The sequence below is a fragment of the Streptomyces sp. NPDC059355 genome, assembly GCF_042752335.1.
Lineage (GTDB): Bacteria > Actinomycetota > Actinomycetes > Streptomycetales > Streptomycetaceae > Streptomyces.
Genome location: NZ_JBHYXN010000021.1, coordinates 22091 through 38571, shown reverse-complemented (window position 1 = coordinate 38571; position 16481 = coordinate 22091). Strand labels below are relative to the sequence as shown.

The 16481-nt window shown below is 70.4% G+C and carries 14 protein-coding genes; 11 read left to right on the top strand and 3 right to left on the bottom strand.

Annotation, left to right across the window (positions count from 1 at the left end; translation table 11 throughout):
* Positions 1–76 precede the first annotated feature (76 nt).
* Together ACFXGI_RS20860 and ACFXGI_RS20855 are read left to right on the top strand one after the other, a co-directional pair.
* Entirely contained in the window at positions 77–1669 is a 1593-nt protein-coding gene (locus ACFXGI_RS20860; RefSeq protein ID WP_384708575.1) for a DHA2 family efflux MFS transporter permease subunit, read from the top strand.
* A gap of 209 nt (positions 1670–1878) precedes the next feature.
* The gene (locus tag ACFXGI_RS20855; RefSeq protein WP_384708572.1) at positions 1879–2280 is read left to right on the top strand and encodes a peptidase inhibitor family I36 protein; all 402 of its coding nucleotides are present in this window, start codon (positions 1879–1881) and stop codon (positions 2278–2280) included.
* Here ACFXGI_RS20855 and ACFXGI_RS20850 read toward each other — a convergent pair.
* On the bottom strand, positions 2261–3091 hold the full coding sequence (locus ACFXGI_RS20850) for a potassium channel family protein (RefSeq protein ID WP_384708569.1): 831 nt from the start codon (positions 3089–3091) through the stop codon (positions 2261–2263). The genes ACFXGI_RS20855 and ACFXGI_RS20850 overlap by 20 nt on opposite strands.
* An 87-nt stretch (positions 3092–3178) precedes the next feature.
* Complete coding sequence (gene aceE, locus ACFXGI_RS20845) at positions 3179–5911, bottom strand: pyruvate dehydrogenase (acetyl-transferring), homodimeric type (RefSeq protein ID WP_384708566.1); 2733 nt, start codon at positions 5909–5911, stop codon at positions 3179–3181.
* 445 nt (positions 5912–6356) lie between these two features.
* Between aceE and ACFXGI_RS20840 the strand changes: the two genes are divergently transcribed.
* From ACFXGI_RS20840 to ACFXGI_RS20815, 6 genes are all read left to right on the top strand, one after another.
* A complete protein-coding gene (locus tag ACFXGI_RS20840) occupies positions 6357–6782 on the top strand; it encodes a DUF3052 domain-containing protein (RefSeq protein WP_384708563.1) in 426 nt (141 codons plus the stop codon).
* A gap of 202 nt (positions 6783–6984) precedes the next feature.
* The gene (locus ACFXGI_RS20835) at positions 6985–7443 is read left to right on the top strand and encodes a peroxiredoxin (RefSeq protein WP_384708561.1); all 459 of its coding nucleotides are present in this window, start codon (positions 6985–6987) and stop codon (positions 7441–7443) included.
* 163 nt (positions 7444–7606) lie between these two features.
* Entirely contained in the window at positions 7607–8182 is a 576-nt protein-coding gene (locus ACFXGI_RS20830; protein ID WP_030160471.1) for a TerD family protein, read from the top strand.
* Positions 8183–8339: 157 nt separating this feature from the next.
* Positions 8340–8915, top strand: a complete 576-nt coding sequence (locus ACFXGI_RS20825) for a TerD family protein (protein ID WP_384708556.1) — start codon at positions 8340–8342, stop codon at positions 8913–8915.
* 25 nt (positions 8916–8940) lie between these two features.
* The gene (locus ACFXGI_RS20820) at positions 8941–10050 is read left to right on the top strand and encodes a DUF475 domain-containing protein (RefSeq protein ID WP_384708553.1); all 1110 of its coding nucleotides are present in this window, start codon (positions 8941–8943) and stop codon (positions 10048–10050) included.
* A 123-nt stretch (positions 10051–10173) separates the two neighbouring features.
* Positions 10174–10926 (top strand): Tellurium resistance, encoded by a 753-nt coding sequence (locus ACFXGI_RS20815; protein ID WP_384708550.1) that lies wholly within the window; start codon positions 10174–10176, stop codon positions 10924–10926.
* 34 nt (positions 10927–10960) lie between these two features.
* On the opposite strand, the gene ACFXGI_RS20810 is transcribed toward ACFXGI_RS20815, so the two are convergent.
* A complete protein-coding gene (locus ACFXGI_RS20810; RefSeq protein ID WP_384708809.1) occupies positions 10961–11740 on the bottom strand; it encodes a TerD family protein in 780 nt (259 codons plus the stop codon).
* Positions 11741–11934: 194 nt separating this feature from the next.
* On the opposite strand from ACFXGI_RS20810, the gene ACFXGI_RS20805 reads away from it, so the two are divergent.
* Genes ACFXGI_RS20805 through ACFXGI_RS20795 form a run of 3 tightly spaced genes read left to right on the top strand, consistent with a single transcriptional unit; the run spans position 11935 to position 16435 of the window.
* The gene (locus ACFXGI_RS20805; protein WP_384708547.1) at positions 11935–13101 is read left to right on the top strand and encodes an HpcH/HpaI aldolase/citrate lyase family protein; all 1167 of its coding nucleotides are present in this window, start codon (positions 11935–11937) and stop codon (positions 13099–13101) included.
* A gap of 8 nt (positions 13102–13109) precedes the next feature.
* The gene (locus tag ACFXGI_RS20800; protein ID WP_384708544.1) at positions 13110–15614 is read left to right on the top strand and encodes a phosphoribosyltransferase; all 2505 of its coding nucleotides are present in this window, start codon (positions 13110–13112) and stop codon (positions 15612–15614) included.
* A complete protein-coding gene (locus tag ACFXGI_RS20795; protein WP_384708541.1) occupies positions 15611–16435 on the top strand; it encodes an HAD family hydrolase in 825 nt (274 codons plus the stop codon). Before ACFXGI_RS20800 ends, ACFXGI_RS20795 begins: the two co-directional genes overlap by 4 nt.
* The last annotated feature ends 46 nt before the right edge of the window (positions 16436–16481 follow it).

Genomic DNA, 16481 nt, shown 5'->3' with positions numbered 1-16481 from the left:
ACCTGTGACCGACCTGACAGCCACTGTCTCGTTAAGCCGTCTGTGAAGTGTCAGTCGCTGTCACTAGCCTGTCCGCATGACTGGTCAGATCACCCTCGCCAAGGAATCGGGTCCGCCTGCGGCCCGCACCGGCTTGCGCGGCCACCCCTGGCTGACCCTCTTCGCCGTGGCGATCGGCGTCATGATGGTCACTCTGGACGGCACGATCGTCGCCGTCGCCAACCCCGCGATCCAGAAGGACCTCGGCGCCTCGCTCGCCGACGTCCAGTGGATCACCAACGGCTATCTGCTGGCCCTCGCGGTCTCGCTGATCACCGCCGGCAAGCTCGGCGACCGCTTCGGCCACCGCCAGACCTTCCTCATAGGCATCGCCGGATTCGCCGCGGCCTCCGCGGCGATCGGCCTCTCGTCCGGCGTCCAGTACGTCATCGGCTTCCGCGTCGCGCAGGGCCTGTTCGGCGCGCTGCTGATGCCCGCCGCGCTGGGCCTGCTGCGCGCCACCTTCCCCGCCGAGAAGCTCAACATGGCGATCGGCATCTGGGGCATGGTCATCGGCGCCTCGACCGCCGCCGGGCCCATCGTGGGCGGCCTGCTGGTGGAGAACGTCAGCTGGCAGTCCGTCTTCTTCATCAACGTGCCCGTCGGCATCATCGCGCTGGCCTTCGGCCTGTTCATCCTGGTCGACCACCGCGCCGAGAACGCCCCGAAGTCCTTCGACGCGGTCGGCGTCCTGCTGCTGTCGGTCGCGATGTTCTCGCTGATCTGGGCGCTGATCAAGGCCTCGGAGTGGGGCTGGGGCGACACCCGGACCATGCTCTTCCTCATTGGCTCCGCGGTCTGCTTCGTGCTCTTCGCGGTCTGGGAGTCGAAGGTCGCCGAGCCGCTGATCCCGCTGGGGATGTTCCGCTCGCTGCCGCTGTCCGCGGGAACCGTGCTCATGGTGCTGATGGCCTTCGCCTTCATGGGCGGCCTGTTCTTCGTCACCTTCTACCTGCAGAACGTGCACGGCATGAGCCCGGTCGACAGCGGCCTGCACCTGCTGCCGCTGACCGGCATGATGATCATCGGCTCGCCGCTGGCCGGCGCCGCCATCACCGCCGTCGGCCCGCGGATCCCGCTGGTCACGGGCATGGTCGCGACCGCCGTCGCCTGCTTCGGGATGTCCGCGCTGACCCCGGGCACCGGCACCCTGCAGATGTCGCTCTGGTTCGCCCTCCTCGGCGTCGGCCTCGCTCCCGTCATGGTCGGCGCCACCGAGGTCATCGTCGGCAACGCCCCGCTGGAGCTCTCCGGCGTGGCGGGCGGGCTCCAGCAGGCCGCCATGCAGGTCGGCGGCAGCCTCGGCACCGCGGTCCTCGGCGCGGTCATGGCCAGCACCGTCGGCAACTCGTTCGGGGACAACTGGGCGCGGGCGGAGCTGCCCGCGCTCACCCCGGAGCAGGTGGACCTCGCCGAGAAGGGGGTCCAGGTCGGCATCGCCCCGATCCAGCCGGGGACCCCGGCCCCGATCGCCGAGTCGATCACCAAGGTCGCGCACGACACCTTCGTCGACGGCATGAGCACGGCCTTCACCGTCGCCGGCTGCGTCGCGGTGCTCGCCGCGGTCGTCGCCTGCTTCACCAAGCGCGGCGAGAACGCCGCCGCGGGGGCGGGCGCGGCGCACCTCTGAGCCGGGCCGGGCCACCGGCCCGGACGGCCTCGCACACGAGTCAACCGCGTACGCGCGACAGCCCCGCCGGCGGTTCCGGCGGGGCTGTCGCCTATCCGGGTGGACCAGCCCCCGGCCCCTTCCGCCCGACCGTCCTCGCAGGTCAGCGTGGTGTCCGAAGCGCTCCGGAACCGTCCGGGGCGCCGTCGTCCACAAGGAGTTGACCCGTCATGCGTACGAGTTCACCCGCACGGTCCACCACCGTCCTGGCCGCGACCGTCCTCGCCCTCGCCGCGCTCATCCCGGGTACGGAAAGCGCCGCACACGCCGCCGGTCCGCCGCCGGGCAAGGCCCCCGCCTGCGCCACCGGGCAGCTGTGCCTGTGGGCGAAGCCGGAGTTCAAGGGCACCCGGCACGCCCACGAGCTGAGCACGCTGGACATCAACAGCTGTACGGCGCTGCCCGCCGGGACCAGCGCCCAGTCGCTGATCAACCGCATCGGGCGGCCGGTGACCACCTACCAGTCGGCCGAGTGCGCGGAGACCGGCGAGTTCCAGACCTATCCCGGCGACGGGGTCTGGCTGCCCGAATCGCCCTACCTGGTCCGGGCCTTCAAGGTGTGGGAGCGGTAGCCGCATCCGCCGCCGGGACCGCTTCGGGCACCTGGGCCGGTACGTCGGCCCCCGCGCCCGGAGCGGCTCCCGCGCCCGGAGCGGTCGCCGCCCCGCCGAAGCGCCCGATCTCGGCGCGCAGCGCCCGTACCTCCGCGGTCAGTTCGGCGATCGCGGCGGTCTGCGCCCGCTCCACCCGGTCGTCGCGCTCGAACCGCGAGATGAACCAGGCCGCGATGTTGGCGGTCACCACACCCAGCAGGGCGATCCCCGACAGCATCAGCCCCACGGCGATGACCCGCCCGAGCCCGGTCGTGGGGGAGTGGTCCCCGTAGCCGACGGTCGTCATCGTGGTGAAGCTCCACCACACCGCGTCGCCCAGGTTCTTGATGTTCCCCTTCGGAGCGTCCCGCTCCACGCTCAGCACGGCCAGCGAGCCGAACATCAGCAGCCCGACCACCGCGCCCGCCACGTACGTGGTCAGACGGATCTGCGGGGCCATCCGGGCCCGCCGGCCCACCAGCAGCAGCGTGGACACCAGCCGCAGCAGCCGCAGCGGCTGGAACATCGGCAGCAGCACCGCGCCCAGGTCCATCCAGTGGGTCCGCACGAAGGCCTTCTTCGCCGTCGACAGGCCCAGCCGCATCAGGTAGTCGGCGGCGAAGGCCCCCCACACCACCCACTCGGTGACGGTGCACGCCCGGTGCACCTCCGCGTTCGCGTCGGGCACGACGATCGGCACGGCGTAGGCGACGGCGAACGCCACGGCGAGCACGAGCAGCGGGGTCTGGCTCCGCCGCTCCCACCGCAGCTGGCGGGAGGGTTCCTTCATACGGAGCATCGTAAGGAACTGGTAAAGCGAAGCGGGCCCCCGGCCGTGCCGGGGACCCGCTCTCGACGCCGTCGGCGCAGTGCAGTGCTACGCGTCGCCGCCCGCGGCGCCCGGGTCGGCCGCCGAGACGTCCAGCAGCCGGTACCGGTCCACCGCCTGCTTCAGCGCGGAACGGTCGACCTTGCCCGCCTTGGCCAGCTCGGTCAGCACCGCCAGCACCACCGACTGCGCGTCGATGTGGAAGAAGCGCCGGGCCGCGCCGCGCGTGTCCGCGAAGCCGAAGCCGTCCGCACCGAGCGAGGTGTACGCGCCGGGCACCCACCGCGAGATCTGGTCCGGGACGGACCGCATCCAGTCCGAGACCGCCACGAACGGCCCCTCGGCACCCGACAGCTTCCGCGTCACGTACGGGACGCGCTGCTCCTCCTCCGGGTGGAGCAGGTTGTGCTCCTCCACCTCGACGGCCTCGCGGCGCAGCTCGTTCCAGGAGGTCGCCGACCAGACGTCCGCCCGGACGTTCCACTCCTCGGCCAGGATCCGCTGGGCCTCCAGCGCCCACGGCACCGCCACGCCCGAGGCCATGATCTGCGCCCCGATGGAGCCCGCCGAGCCGACGGACACCCGGTGGATGCCCTTGAGGATGCCGTCCACGTCGACGCCCGCAGGCTCGGCCGGGTGCTGGATCGGCTCGTTGTAGACGGTCAGGTAGTAGAAGACGTCCTCCGACTCGGGCCCGTACATGCGGCGCAGGCCGTCCTGGACGATGTGCGCGATCTCGTACCCGTACGCCGGGTCGTAGGCCACGCAGCCCGGGTTGGTCGACGCCAGCAGCTGGGAGTGACCGTCGGCGTGCTGGAGGCCCTCACCCGTCAGGGTGGTCCGGCCGGCGGTCGCACCCAGGACGAAACCGCGCGCCAGCTGGTCGGCCATCTGCCAGAACTGGTCACCCGTGCGCTGGAAACCGAACATCGAGTAGAAGACGTAGACCGGGATCAGCGGCTCGCCGTGCGTCGCGTACGCCGAGCCCGCGGCGATCAGCGAGGCCGTGCAGCCCGCCTCCGAGATGCCGTCGTGCAGCATCTGGCCGGTCGGGGACTCCTTGTACGCGAGCAGCAGGTCGCGGTCGACCGCCTCGTACTGCTGGCCCAGCGGGTTGTAGATCTTGGCGCTCGGGAAGAACGCGTCCATGCCGAACGTGCGGTACTCGTCCGGGGCGATCAGCACGAACCGCTTGCCGATCTCCTTGTCCCGCATCAGGTCCTTCAGGATGCGCACGAAGGCCATCGTCGTGGCGATCGACTGCTGGCCCGAACCCTTCTTGGCGGCCGCGTACGTCTTCTCGTCCGGCAGCTGCAGCGGCTTCGCCCGCACCACGCGGGTCGGCACGTAGCCGCCCAGCGAGCTGCGCCGGTCGTGCATGTACTGGATCTCCGGCGAACCCGGGCCCGGGTGGTAGTACGGCGGGGCGCCGTTCTCCAGCTGCGCGTCCGTGATCGGGATGTGCAGGCGGTCGCGGAAGCGCTTGAGGTCGTCGACCGTCAGCTTCTTCATCTGGTGCGTCGCGTTGCGGCCCTCGAAGTTCGGGCCGAGCGTCCAGCCCTTGACCGTCTGCGCCAGGATCACCGTCGGCTGGCCCTTGTGGGCCTTGGCCGCCGCGTACGCCGCGTAGATCTTCTTGTGGTCGTGGCCGCCGCGGCCCAGGTGCAGCAGCTGCTGGTCGCTCATGTTCTCGACCATCGCCCGCAGCCGCTGGTCGTCGCCGAAGAAGTGGTCTCGGATGTACGAGCCGGTCTCGGTCGCGTACGTCTGGAACTGGCCGTCCGGCGTCGAGTTCATCTTGTTGACGAGGATGCCGTCGCGGTCCTGAGCCAGCAGCGGGTCCCAGGAGCGGTCCCAGATGAGCTTGATGACGTTCCAGCCGGCGCCGCGGAACTGCGACTCCAGCTCCTGGATGATCTTGCCGTTGCCGCGCACCGGGCCGTCGAGGCGCTGCAGGTTGCAGTTCACGACGAAAGTCAGGTTGTCCAGGCCCTCGCGGGCGGCGATCGACAGCTGGCCGAGCGACTCCGGCTCGTCCATCTCGCCGTCGCCGAGATACGCCCAAACGTGTGACTTCGAGGTGTCCGCGATCCCGCGCGCCTCCATGTACCGGTTCATCCGGGCCTGGTAGATCGCGCCGAGCGGGCCGAGGCCCATCGAGACGGTCGGGAACTCCCAGAAGTCCGGCATCAGCCGCGGGTGCGGGTAGCTGGACAGGCCGTACGGGGCCTTCGACTTCTCCTGCCGGAACGCGTCGAGCTGCTGCTCGGAGAGCCGGTCCAGGAGGTAGGCGCGCGCGTAGATGCCGGGGGAGGCGTGGCCCTGGAAGAAGATCTGGTCGCCGCCGTCGCCCTCGTCCTTGCCCCGGAAGAAGTGGTTGAAGCCCACGTCGTAGAGGGAGGCGGAGGAGGCGAACGTGGCGATGTGACCGCCGACGCCGATCCCGGGACGCTGGGCGCGCGAGACCATGACGGCCGCGTTCCACCGGGTGGCGTTCAGGACCTTGCGCTCGATCTCCTCGTTGCCGGGGAAGAACGGCTCGTCCTTGGTGGCGATCGTGTTGACGTAGTCCGTGCTGCGCATCTCGGGCACGGCCACGCGCTTCTCGCGTGCCCGCTCGATCAGCCGCAGCATCAGATAGCGGGCGCGCTCACGGCCCCGCTCGTCGACGGCTGCGTCCAGGGAGTCGAGCCACTCCTGCGTCTCCTCCGGATCGAAGTCCGGGACCTGGCTCGGCAGGCCGCCAATGATGATCGGATTGCGATCGGATGCGGAAGCCACGCTGTTCCTTCGCTGTCAGGGGAGTCGTGCCATGGGGTTTCGCCGCCTCCCATCGTCTTACGCTCGGTCGGAATCGTCACCCGTACCACTGGGTAATCACTGGAGTCCGCGGAGATTCGGGCGCCGTGAGCGTCAGGTCCGGCCGATCGCCACCCTACGCCCAGGAAGATCAGCGGGCTCGCAAGACCGTTCGTCCCTCAAACAGGTAGGAAAGCCGCCGAGCGTCGCCGATGATGCCGAATGAGCTGGAATGGTGTGGGATGAATCACCAGACGTACATACGGGAAGGCTGAAAGTTGCGGCGAGACGGCCGTAATCGTCACCGTTTCGACGGTCTCGACGGCCGGGTACTTGCGCGATCCGCCGCGCCCGTGTGGACTACGCCCAATGCTGCGCGTACGCGCGCTGCCGAAGACATTCACCGAACATGAGCAGGAGGCACCCCGTGAGCGCGACCGCGGACCACGCGGAGAGCCTGGCCGCCCGGCTGGGTTTCCAGTCCGAACAGGTGGTCCAGGAGATCGGCTACGACGACGACGTCGATCAGGAATTCCGTGACGCCGTCGAGAAGCTCGTCACCGAGCTCGCCGACGAGGACTACGACGACGTCGCCGACGTGGTGCTGTTGTGGTTCCGCGACGAGGACGGCGATCTGACGGACGCCCTGGTCGATGCGACCGAGCTGGTCGAGGACGGCGCACTGATCCTGCTGCTGACCCCCAAGACGGGCCGTGACGGCTACGTCGAGGCCAGCGACATCAGCGAGGCGGCCGAGACGGCCGGCCTCTCGCTTGCCAAGGGCCTGCCCGTCGGCAAGGAGTGGACCTCCACCAAGCTGGTGACGCCGAAGGCCGCCAAGGCCAAGCGCTGAGCCGTTCCCCCGCAGCCAAGCGGACACGCACCCCGCCCGCCGGATTCCCTTCCGGTAGGCGGGGTGCGTGCGTTCCGGGGCCCCGGCCCGGCCTAGGGCCTGTCCGGCGGATCATGGCCGGGGCCGATCCGCCGGACAGGCCCTAGGCTGGACCCACCCGAACAGCCCAACGCAGGGATGCGGGAACGAAGGGATGCGAGAGATGGCGATCGAGGTCGGCAGCAAGGCCCCGGACTTCGAGCTCAAGGACAACCACGGCGCCACCGTGCGGCTCTCGGACTTCCGCGGCGAGAAGGCCGTGGTGCTGCTCTTCTACCCGTTCGCCTTCACCGGTGTCTGCACCGGCGAGCTGTGCGAGCTGCGCGACCAGCTGCCGCGGTTCCAGAACGACGACGTCCAGCTCCTCGCGGTCTCCAACGACTCCGTGCCGACCCTGCGCGTCTTCGGCGAGCAGGAGGGCCTGGAGTACCCGCTCCTCTCGGATTTCTGGCCGCACGGCGAGACCTCGCGCGCGTACGGCGTCTTCGACGAGCAGAAGGGCTGCGCGGTCCGCGGCACCTTCATCATCGACAAGGACGGCATCGTGCGCTGGACCGTCGTCAACGGCCTGCCCGACGCGCGTGACCTGAACGAGTACATCAAGGCCCTCGACAGCCTCTGAGAAGTCTCCGAGGGCCCCGGGATCCCACTTCGGGCGGGTTCCGTGAACTGTTCACCGGGAAAGACGCCGACAGGCGGGAACCCGTCACTAGGATCGAAGCGTTGATCCCGGTAGAAACCGCACGACGGGGCGCCGCCCCACACATGAACCCAATGGAGGACCCGTGGGAGTCAGCCTCAGCAAGGGCGGAAACGTCTCGCTGACCAAGGCCGCGCCGAATCTGACGGCGGTCATCGTCGGTCTGGGCTGGGACGCTCGCACCACCACCGGTGTCGACTTCGACCTCGACGCCAGCGCGATCCTGACCAACGACCAGGGCAAGGTCGCCAACGACTCGAACTTCGTGTTCTTCAACAACCTGAAGAGCCCGGACGGCTCGGTCGAGCACACCGGTGACAACACCACCGGTGAGGGCGAGGGCGACGACGAGGCGATCAAGGTGAATCTGGCCGGCGTCCCGGCCGATGTCGCCAAGATCGTCTTCCCGGTCTCGATCTACGAGGCCGAGAGCCGCCAGCAGAGCTTCGGCCAGGTCCGCAACGCGTACATCCGCGTCGTGAACCAGGCCGACAACAGCGAGCTCGCCCGCTACGACCTCTCCGAGGACGCCTCGACCGAGACCGCCATGGTCTTCGGCGAGCTGTACCGCAACGGAGCGGAGTGGAAGTTCCGCGCCATCGGCCAGGGCTACGCCTCCGGCCTGCGCGGCATCGCACAGGACTTCGGCGTCAACGTCTGAGCCTGCCAGCAGTCACCCGTCCGGCGCCGTGCACTGTGTGTACGGCGCCGGACGTGCTTTGCGACGGTGCACCGCAGAGATGCACCGCCGAGCTCCACCGGCGGCCCGCCACGCGGGGCGCGCCGCGATCACCACGTCGTCCGGGGAGGACCACAACATGGGCGTCACACTCGCCAAGGGGGGCAACGTCTCCCTCTCGAAGGCCGCACCGAACCTCACCCGGGTCCTGGTCGGTCTCGGATGGGACGCGCGTTCGACCACGGGGGCCGATTTCGACCTCGACGCCAGCGCGCTGCTGTGCCGCGACGGCCGGGTCCTGGGGGACGCGTACTTCGTCTTCTACAACAACCTGAAGAGCCCCGAGGGCTCCGTCGAACACACGGGGGACAACCTCACCGGCGAGGGTGAGGGCGACGACGAATCGATCATCATCGACCTGACCAAGGTGCCGGTCGAGGTCGACAAGATCGTCTTCCCGGTCTCGATCCACGAGGCGGAGGCCCGTCGGCAGAGCTTCGGCCAGGTCAGCAATGCCTTCATTCGCGTGGTCAACGACGCGGACGGCCAGGAACTGGCCCGCTACGACCTCACCGAGGACGCCTCCAGCGAGACGGCGATGATCTTCGGCGAGGTCTACCGGTACGGCGGCGAATGGAAGTTCCGGGCGGTGGGACAGGGGTACGCGTCGGGGCTCCGGGGCATCGCTCTAGACTTCGGGGTCAACGTTTCGTAAAGCCGTACAACACGATGGGGTGCCAGTGGTTCTCAAAACCTTCGGCTGGTCGTTCGCAGTCACTGCGCTCGGTCTGGTCGCAGCGGTGTTCTACGGGGGGTGGACCGCGTTCGGGATCGTCGCGATCCTGTCCATCCTTGAGATCTCGCTGTCCTTCGACAATGCGGTGGTCAACGCCGGAATCCTGAAGAAGATGAATGCCTTCTGGCAGAAGATCTTCCTCACGGTCGGCGTGCTCATCGCCGTGTTCGGCATGCGCCTGGTCTTCCCCGTCGTGATCGTCGCGGTCACCGCCGGCATCGGCCCCATCGAGGCCGTCGACCTGGCGCTGAACGACAAGGACATGTACCAGCAGCTGGTCACGGACGCCCACCCGGCGATCGCGGCCTTCGGCGGCATGTTCCTTCTGATGATCTTCCTCGACTTCATCTTCGAGGACCGGGACATCAAGTGGCTCGCGTGGCTCGAGCGCCCGCTCGCCAAGCTCGGCAAGATCGACATGCTGTCGGCCTGCCTCGCGCTGATCGCCCTGCTGATCACGTCCATGACCTTCGCCGCCAACGCCCACCAGCACGGCGGGGCGCACGTGGACAAGGCGCAGACCGTCCTGGTCTCCGGTATCGCCGGCCTCATCACCTACATGATCGTCGGCGGTCTCTCCGGCTACTTCGAGAACCGCCTCGAAGAAGAAGAAGAGGCAGAACACGAAGCCGAGGAAGCGGCCAAGAAGAGCGGCAAGCCCGTCTCGGCCGTCGCCATGGCCGGCAAGGCCGCCTTCTTCATGTTCCTCTACCTCGAAGTCCTCGACGCCTCCTTCTCCTTCGACGGGGTCATCGGCGCCTTCGCCATCACCAACGACATCGTGCTGATGGCCCTCGGCCTCGGCATCGGTGCCATGTACGTCCGGTCGCTCACGGTCTACCTGGTCCGCCAGGGCACCCTCGACGACTACGTCTACCTGGAGCACGGCGCGCACTACGCCATCGGCGCGCTCGCCGTCATCCTGCTCGTCACCATCCAGTACGAGATCCACGAGGTCATCACCGGCCTCGTCGGCGTGCTGCTCATCGCCTGGTCCTTCTGGTCCTCGGTGCGCCGCAACAAGCGCCTGGAACTGGAGGGTTCCACCGCCTAGGCATGATCGCGGCGCTAATGCGGAACGCTCCAACTGCGGGGCGGCCGGGCTGGTCTGCGGACTGCCGGGCCGCCCCGTCCGCGTAGGCCGCCCCGCCTACACAGAATGAGGGGGGACAGGGGAATGGGATTCTTCGAAGGGTTCTTCGACGGGATAAGGGGCAGCCGCGCCCTGCAGTTCGACTCGGGCGGCGGCTCGGCCGCGATCGAGCTGACCAAACGGCATCCGACGGTTTCGCTCACCAAACAGGGGGCGGTCCACGGGAACCTGCGGGTCAACCTGTCCTGGCGCATGCGCAGCTCGGACATCGGCGGTCGCGGCGGCGGTGAGAGCGGCCGGCTCCTGCGCCACCCGTTCAAGCTGTTCAAGCCCGACATGGTGCAGGCGCACACCCAGGGCATGGTCAACGTCGACCTCGACCTCGGCTGCCTCTACGAGCTGGCCGACGGGACCCGGGGCGTCGTGCAGCCGCTGGGCAACCTCCACGGGGACATCAACAGCCCGCCGTACGTGAAGCTCAGCGGCGACGACAGGTTCGGGGCGCCGTCGGGGGAGACGGTCTTCGTCAACCTCGACCACGCCGACGAGATCAAGCGGCTGCTGGTGTTCGTCTACATCTACGACCAGACCCCGGCCTTCGACCGGACCCACGCCATGATCACCCTCTACCCGATCACCGGGCCGCGGATCGAGATCCCGCTGGAGGAACGGCAGCCGCAGGCCCGCTCCTGCGCCGTGCTCTCCTTGGAGCACGTCAAGGGCGAGCTGATCGTGCGGCGCGAGGTCAAGTTCGTGTACGGGTTCCAGGCCGAGCTGGACCGGCTGTACGGGTGGGGCCTGCAATGGGGGCGGGGCTACAAGAGCACCAAGGCCTGACCGGGGGCACGCGCCCCCGGCCGGGTACGGCGCGTCAGCGGCGGAGGAACTGCGGGCCCTGCACCGGCAGCCGGAACGTCGGGTCGCCGCCCGGGACCGGCACCGGGGCCGGGGACACCGGCTGCGGGTACCCGTACGCCGGCTGCGCGGCGGGCGGGGCCTGCGTCAGCGGCGCCGGCGGCGTCTGCGGGACCGGCGGGCGCATCAGGGCCGTCTGCTCGTCGGCCCGGCCGGCGGCGGGAGCGGCCCCGGAGGCACCCTCGGCGGCGTTCTCGTCCACGGAGATCCCGTGGTCGGTCGCCAGCCCGACGAGGCCGTTCGAATAGCCCTCGCCCAGCGCGCGGAACTTCCACCCGTCCCCGCGGCGGTACAGCTCCCCGCAGATCAGCGCCGTCTCGGCGCCGGTCTCGGGCCGCACGTCGAAGAAGGCCAGCGGCTCGGAGCCGCCGGTCGCCGTGGCGTCGTACAGCAGGATCCGCAGGTCCCTGACCTGCTGGAACGGCACGTCCTCGGCGGAGGCCACCACCAGGATCCGGTCCACCACCGGCGGCACCGCCCGCAGGTCCGCCTGCACGGCGTCGGTGATCCCGTCGCCTATCTGCTTCTTGCCGAGCCGCCAGACGGCCCCCGAGGGGTGCCGGGGCTGGTTGTAGAACACGAAGTCCTCGTCCGAGCGCACGCGCCCGTCCGCTCCCACGAGCAGCGCCGAGGCGTCGACGTCCGGCACCTCGGGGCCGCCGGTCCAGCGCAGCACCGCCCGGACCGCCACGGCGGTCACCGGGATGTTCGAGCCCTTCTGCATCGCGTGCGTCATGCCCGTCATCCTGCCCTCCCGGGGCGGCGCGGAACAACGCGGCCCCCCGTGGAGCCTTGTCGCGGAAGAAAGACCTGGGCATGGTGCAAGAGGGTTACCTGAACTTCATGTACTTGAGGAACTCTTGACTCACGTTCGTACGTACTATTACCGGCCACGCCACTGGGGCCGCCGAGGCAGTACGGGGGAAGTACATGCGTCACTTCGGGCACATATCGCCCACCGTCCGCAAGGACCTCTTCCACCAGGAGTCGGCCGAGTTCACCGCCGCCTCCCCGGCCCGCATTCTAGCCGCCGCCCTCGGAGCCACCCTCTACAGCCCCGCCACCCGCCCGAACCTCGCAGGCGACGTCCACAAGCAGGCCGCCCGCGGAGTCGTCTCCATGGTCCTCTGCCTGGAGGATTCGATCAGCGACGCCGACGTCGCCGACGCCGAGGGCAACCTCGTCCGCCAGTTCGCCACCCTTGACGCCGACGGCGGAGAGCTGCCGCTCCTCTTCATCCGGGTCCGCACCCCCGAGCAGATACCCGACCTCGTGCGCCGCCTCGGCGGCTCCGCCCGCAGACTGGCCGGATTTGTACTCCCCAAGTTCACCGAGAGCCGCGGAACCGCCTTCCTCGACGCCGTCGCCCAAGCGGAGGCGGCCGGCGGACAGCAGCCGCTGTACGCCATGCCCGTCCTGGAGACCCCCGACCTCCTCCACCTCGAAACCCGCGTCGAAGCCCTCGCCGGCATCTCCCGCACCGTGAACCGGTACCGCGACCGCGTCCTGGCCCTGCGCCTGGGCGTGACCGACTTCTGCTCGGTCTACGGACTGCGCCGCACCCCCGACATGACCGCCTACGACGTACAGATCGTCGCCGGAGTCATCGCCGACGTGGTGAACGTGCTCAGCCGCGCCGACGGCACCGGCTTCACCGTGACCGGACCCGTCTGGGAGTACTTCCGCAGCCAGCAGCGCCTCTTCAAGCCCCAGCTGCGCCGCAGCCCCTTCCTCGAGGAAGGCGCCGAGGAACTGCGCACCACGCTCATCGAGCACGACCTCGACGGGCTCCTGCGCGAGATCGAACTCGACCGGGCCAACGGACTCCTCGGCAAGACCTGCATCCACCCCGCCCACGTCACCCCCGTCCACGCGCTGTCGGTGGTCTCCCACGAGGAGTTCAGCGACGCCCAGGACATCCTGCGCCCCGAGCGCGGCGGCGGCGGAGTCATGCGCTCCGCCTACACGAACAAGATGAACGAAGTGAAGCCCCACCGGGCCTGGGCCGAGCGCACCATGCTGCGCGCCGAGGTCTTCGGCGTGGCGAAGGAGGAGGTCGGCTTCGTCGACCTCCTCACGGCCGGGCTCCAGCTGTGAGCGGACCCGTGCCGGCGAAGACTACGGAGAAGGGCAAGACGATCGACGCGGTGTGGTCGGGAACCTGGGTGGCCGAGCGGCTGGGCGTACGCCTGGAGGAGGCCGGCGACCCGGGGTCGCCACGGCTGGACGAGCTGCTCGGGCTGGCCCTGCGGCGCAATCCGAAGCGGGCCCACCTGCTGGTCTCGCAGGTGCTGGGCAAGCACGTCCCGCAGTCCCCGCGGGCCGTGTACGCGGCCGGGCACGGACTCGGCGAGCGGGTGCGGGCCCTGCTGGGCGACGAGACCGCCGACGCGGTGGTCCTGGGGTACGCGGAGACGGCGACCGGACTCGGGCACTGCGTGGCCGACGGACTCGGAGCCGCCCCCTACCTGCACTCCACCCGCCGCCCCGTGCCCGGTGTCGAGCCCGCAGGCGGGTTCGAGGAGGCCCACTCGCACGCCACCTCGCACCTGCTGCTGCCGCAGGACCCGAAGCTGCTGGCCGGCAGCGGGCCGCTGGTCCTCGTCGACGACGAGTTCTCCACCGGCAACACGGTCCTGAACACCATCCGCGACCTGCACGCCCGCCACCCCCGCCGGCACTACGTGGTCGTCGCCCTCGTCGACATGCGCTCCCCGGCCGACCGAGAGCGGCTCACCGCCTTCGCCGCCGAGATCGGCGCGCGCGTCGACCTGATCGCGCTCGCCTCCGGGACGGTGCACCTCCCCGAGGGGGTCCTGGCCAAGGGCCAGGCACTGGTCGAGGAGTACGAGGGCCGGGGCGCGGCCGGTCCCGCCCCTGCTCCGGCCTCCGCAGCCGCCCCCGCCGGGCGGATCGTGCTGGACTGGCCCGCCGGGGTCCCCGACGGCGGCCGGCACGGGTTCACCCCCGAGCACCGCGCCCGGCTCGAAGCGGCACTGCCCGCGCTGGCCCGGCAGCTCGCCGACGCGCTCGGAGCCGGGCCCGGGCGGGTCCTCGTACTCGGCAACGAGGAGCTGATGTACGCCCCGCTGCGCCTCGCAACGGTCCTGGAGGAGTCCGGGGCGGCGGCCGAGGTCCGGTTCTCGACCACCACCCGCTCGCCGGTGCTCGCCGTCGACGACCCCGGGTACGCCATCCGCTCCCGGCTCGTCTTCCCCGCCCACGACGCCCCCGCCGACGGGCCCGGCGACCGGTACGCCTACAACGTCGCGGGCGCCGGCTTCGACACCGTCGTCGCCGTCGTCGACAGCCACGGGGACACCGCCGCGCTGCACGGCCCCGACGGGCTCCTCGCGCGCCTGGCCCCGCACGCCGGCCGGGTCCTGCTCGCGCTGGTCCCCTCGTACGTCCCCGAGCCTTCCCACGACGATTCCTGCGACCGGCGGGAGCCGATCATGCCCGAGCCGATCCTGCCCGAGCCGCTGCGCGGACCAGCCTTCTCCTCGTACGCCCCGCAGGACTGCGGCTGGCTGCTCCAGGACCTCTCCGACGTGTCGCTGGAGGCCCCCACCGAGGAGCGCGAGGAGGCCATCCAGGCGGGCGGCGCGCACTACGCCGAGTCGCTGCCCGTCGAATACCAGCCGTCCCCCCGGTACCAGGAGCTGTACCGGAGCGCGCTGACGGCGTCCGCCGCCCGCATGGCCCGGGCCGTAGGCACGGTCACCGAGACCGTACTCGCCGAGCGGTCCCCCTCCCCGGTGCTCGTCTCGCTGGCCCGCGCCGGCACCCCCGTCGGCGTCCTCATGCGCCGCTGGGCCCAGCACCGGCACGGCCTGGACCTGCCGCACTACGCCGTCTCCATCGTGCGCGGCCGCGGCATCGACCCCAACGCCCTGCGCTGGCTGGCCGCCCACCACGACCCCTCCGACGTCGTCTTCGTGGACGGCTGGACCGGCAAGGGGGCCATCACGCGGGAGCTCGCGGAGGCCCTCCGCGAGTTCCCCGGATTCGACCCGGAGATCGTGGTCCTCGCCGACCCCGGATCCTGCGTGTCCACGTACGGCACCCGCGAGGACTTCCTGATCCCCTCCGCCTGCCTCAATTCCACCGTCTCCGGACTGATCTCGCGTACGGTCCTCAGGTCCGACCTGGTCGGACCCGCCGACTTCCACGGCGCGAAGTTCTACCGCGAGCTCGCCGGAGCCGATGTCTCCACCGCCTTCGTCGACACCGTCGCCGCCCGATTCGACGAGGTGGCCGAGGCCGTCGACGCCGAGGTCAAGGAGCTCCTCGCCGCCGACCGCACGCCCACCTGGGAGGGCTGGGCGGCCGTCGAGCGGATCAGCGAGGAGTACGGCATCCACGACGTGAACCTGGTCAAGCCCGGCGTCGGCGAGACGACGCGGGTGCTGCTGCGCCGCGTGCCGTGGAAGATCCTGGCGCAGCGCGGCGCCGGAGCCGACCTGGACCACGTACGGCTGCTCGCCGAGCAGCGGGGCGTGCCGGTCGAAGAGGTCGACGGGCTGCCCTACACCTGCGTAGGACTCATCCACCCCCGCTTCACGCGTGGCGCGACCGGCGCCGACGGAAAGGCCGTGACCTCCAAGTGACTGTCCTGGTAGCCAGTGATCTCGACCGCACGCTCATCTACTCGACGGCCGCGCTCGGCCTGACCATGCCCGACCCGGTGGCCCCGCGGCTGCTGTGCGTCGAGGTGCACGAGAGCAAGCCGCTGTCGTACATGACGGAGACCGCGGCGGCGCTGCTGACCGAACTGGCGGCCGATCCCGCGGTGGTCTTCGTCCCGACGACGACCCGTACGCGCAAGCAGTACCAGCGCATCCGCTTCCCCGGGCGGCCGGCGCCGTACGCGATCTGCGCCAACGGCGGGCAGCTGCTGGTCGACGGCCTCCCCGACCGGGACTGGCGGCGCCAGGTCGCGGCGCGGCTGGCGCAGGAGTGCGCCCCGCTGGAGGAGGTGCACGCGCACCTGCTGGCCACGGCGGACGCGGCGTGGCTGCGCAAGGCGCGGATCGCGGAGGACCTGTTCACGTACCTGGTCGTCGAGCGGGCCCTGGTGCCGGACGAGTGGGTCAAGGCGCTGACGGAGTGGGCCGACGCGCGCGGCTGGACGGTCTCGCTCCAGGGCCGCAAGATCTACGCCGTGCCGCGGCCGCTGACGAAGAGCGCGGCGATGCGCGAGGTGGCACGCCGTACCGGTGCGACCACGACCCTCGCCGCCGGCGACTCGCTGCTCGACGCGGACCTGCTGCTGGCCGCGGATGCGGCCTGGCGGCCGGGGCACGGGGAGCTGGCCGACTCGGGCTGGACGGCGCCGACGGTCACGGCCCTGGCCGCGGCGGGCGTGCTGGCGGGCGAGGAGATCGTACGGGCGTTCGCGGCGGCGGTGGCCCGGGAGGCCGGCCGGTAGGCCGACGGGTGGGGCGGCCGGTTGGCCAACCGGTGGGTCGACCGGC

Excerpts from the sequence above, each read along its gene's own strand:
- ACFXGI_RS20860 (WP_384708575.1), top strand. The coding sequence starts at position 77 with ATGACTGGTCAGATCACCCTCGCCAAGGAATCGGGTCCGCCTGCGGCC.
- ACFXGI_RS20855 (WP_384708572.1), top strand. The coding sequence starts at position 1,879 with ATGCGTACGAGTTCACCCGCACGGTCCACCACCGTCCTGGCCGCGACC.
- ACFXGI_RS20850 (WP_384708569.1), bottom strand. The coding sequence starts at position 3,091 with ATGAAGGAACCCTCCCGCCAGCTGCGGTGGGAGCGGCGGAGCCAGACC.
- ACFXGI_RS20835 (WP_384708561.1), top strand. The coding sequence starts at position 6,985 with ATGGCGATCGAGGTCGGCAGCAAGGCCCCGGACTTCGAGCTCAAGGAC.
- ACFXGI_RS20825 (WP_384708556.1), top strand. The coding sequence starts at position 8,340 with ATGGGCGTCACACTCGCCAAGGGGGGCAACGTCTCCCTCTCGAAGGCC.
- ACFXGI_RS20815 (WP_384708550.1), top strand. The coding sequence starts at position 10,174 with ATGGGATTCTTCGAAGGGTTCTTCGACGGGATAAGGGGCAGCCGCGCC.
- ACFXGI_RS20810 (WP_384708809.1), bottom strand. The coding sequence starts at position 11,740 with ATGACGCACGCGATGCAGAAGGGCTCGAACATCCCGGTGACCGCCGTG.
- ACFXGI_RS20805 (WP_384708547.1), top strand. The coding sequence starts at position 11,935 with ATGCGTCACTTCGGGCACATATCGCCCACCGTCCGCAAGGACCTCTTC.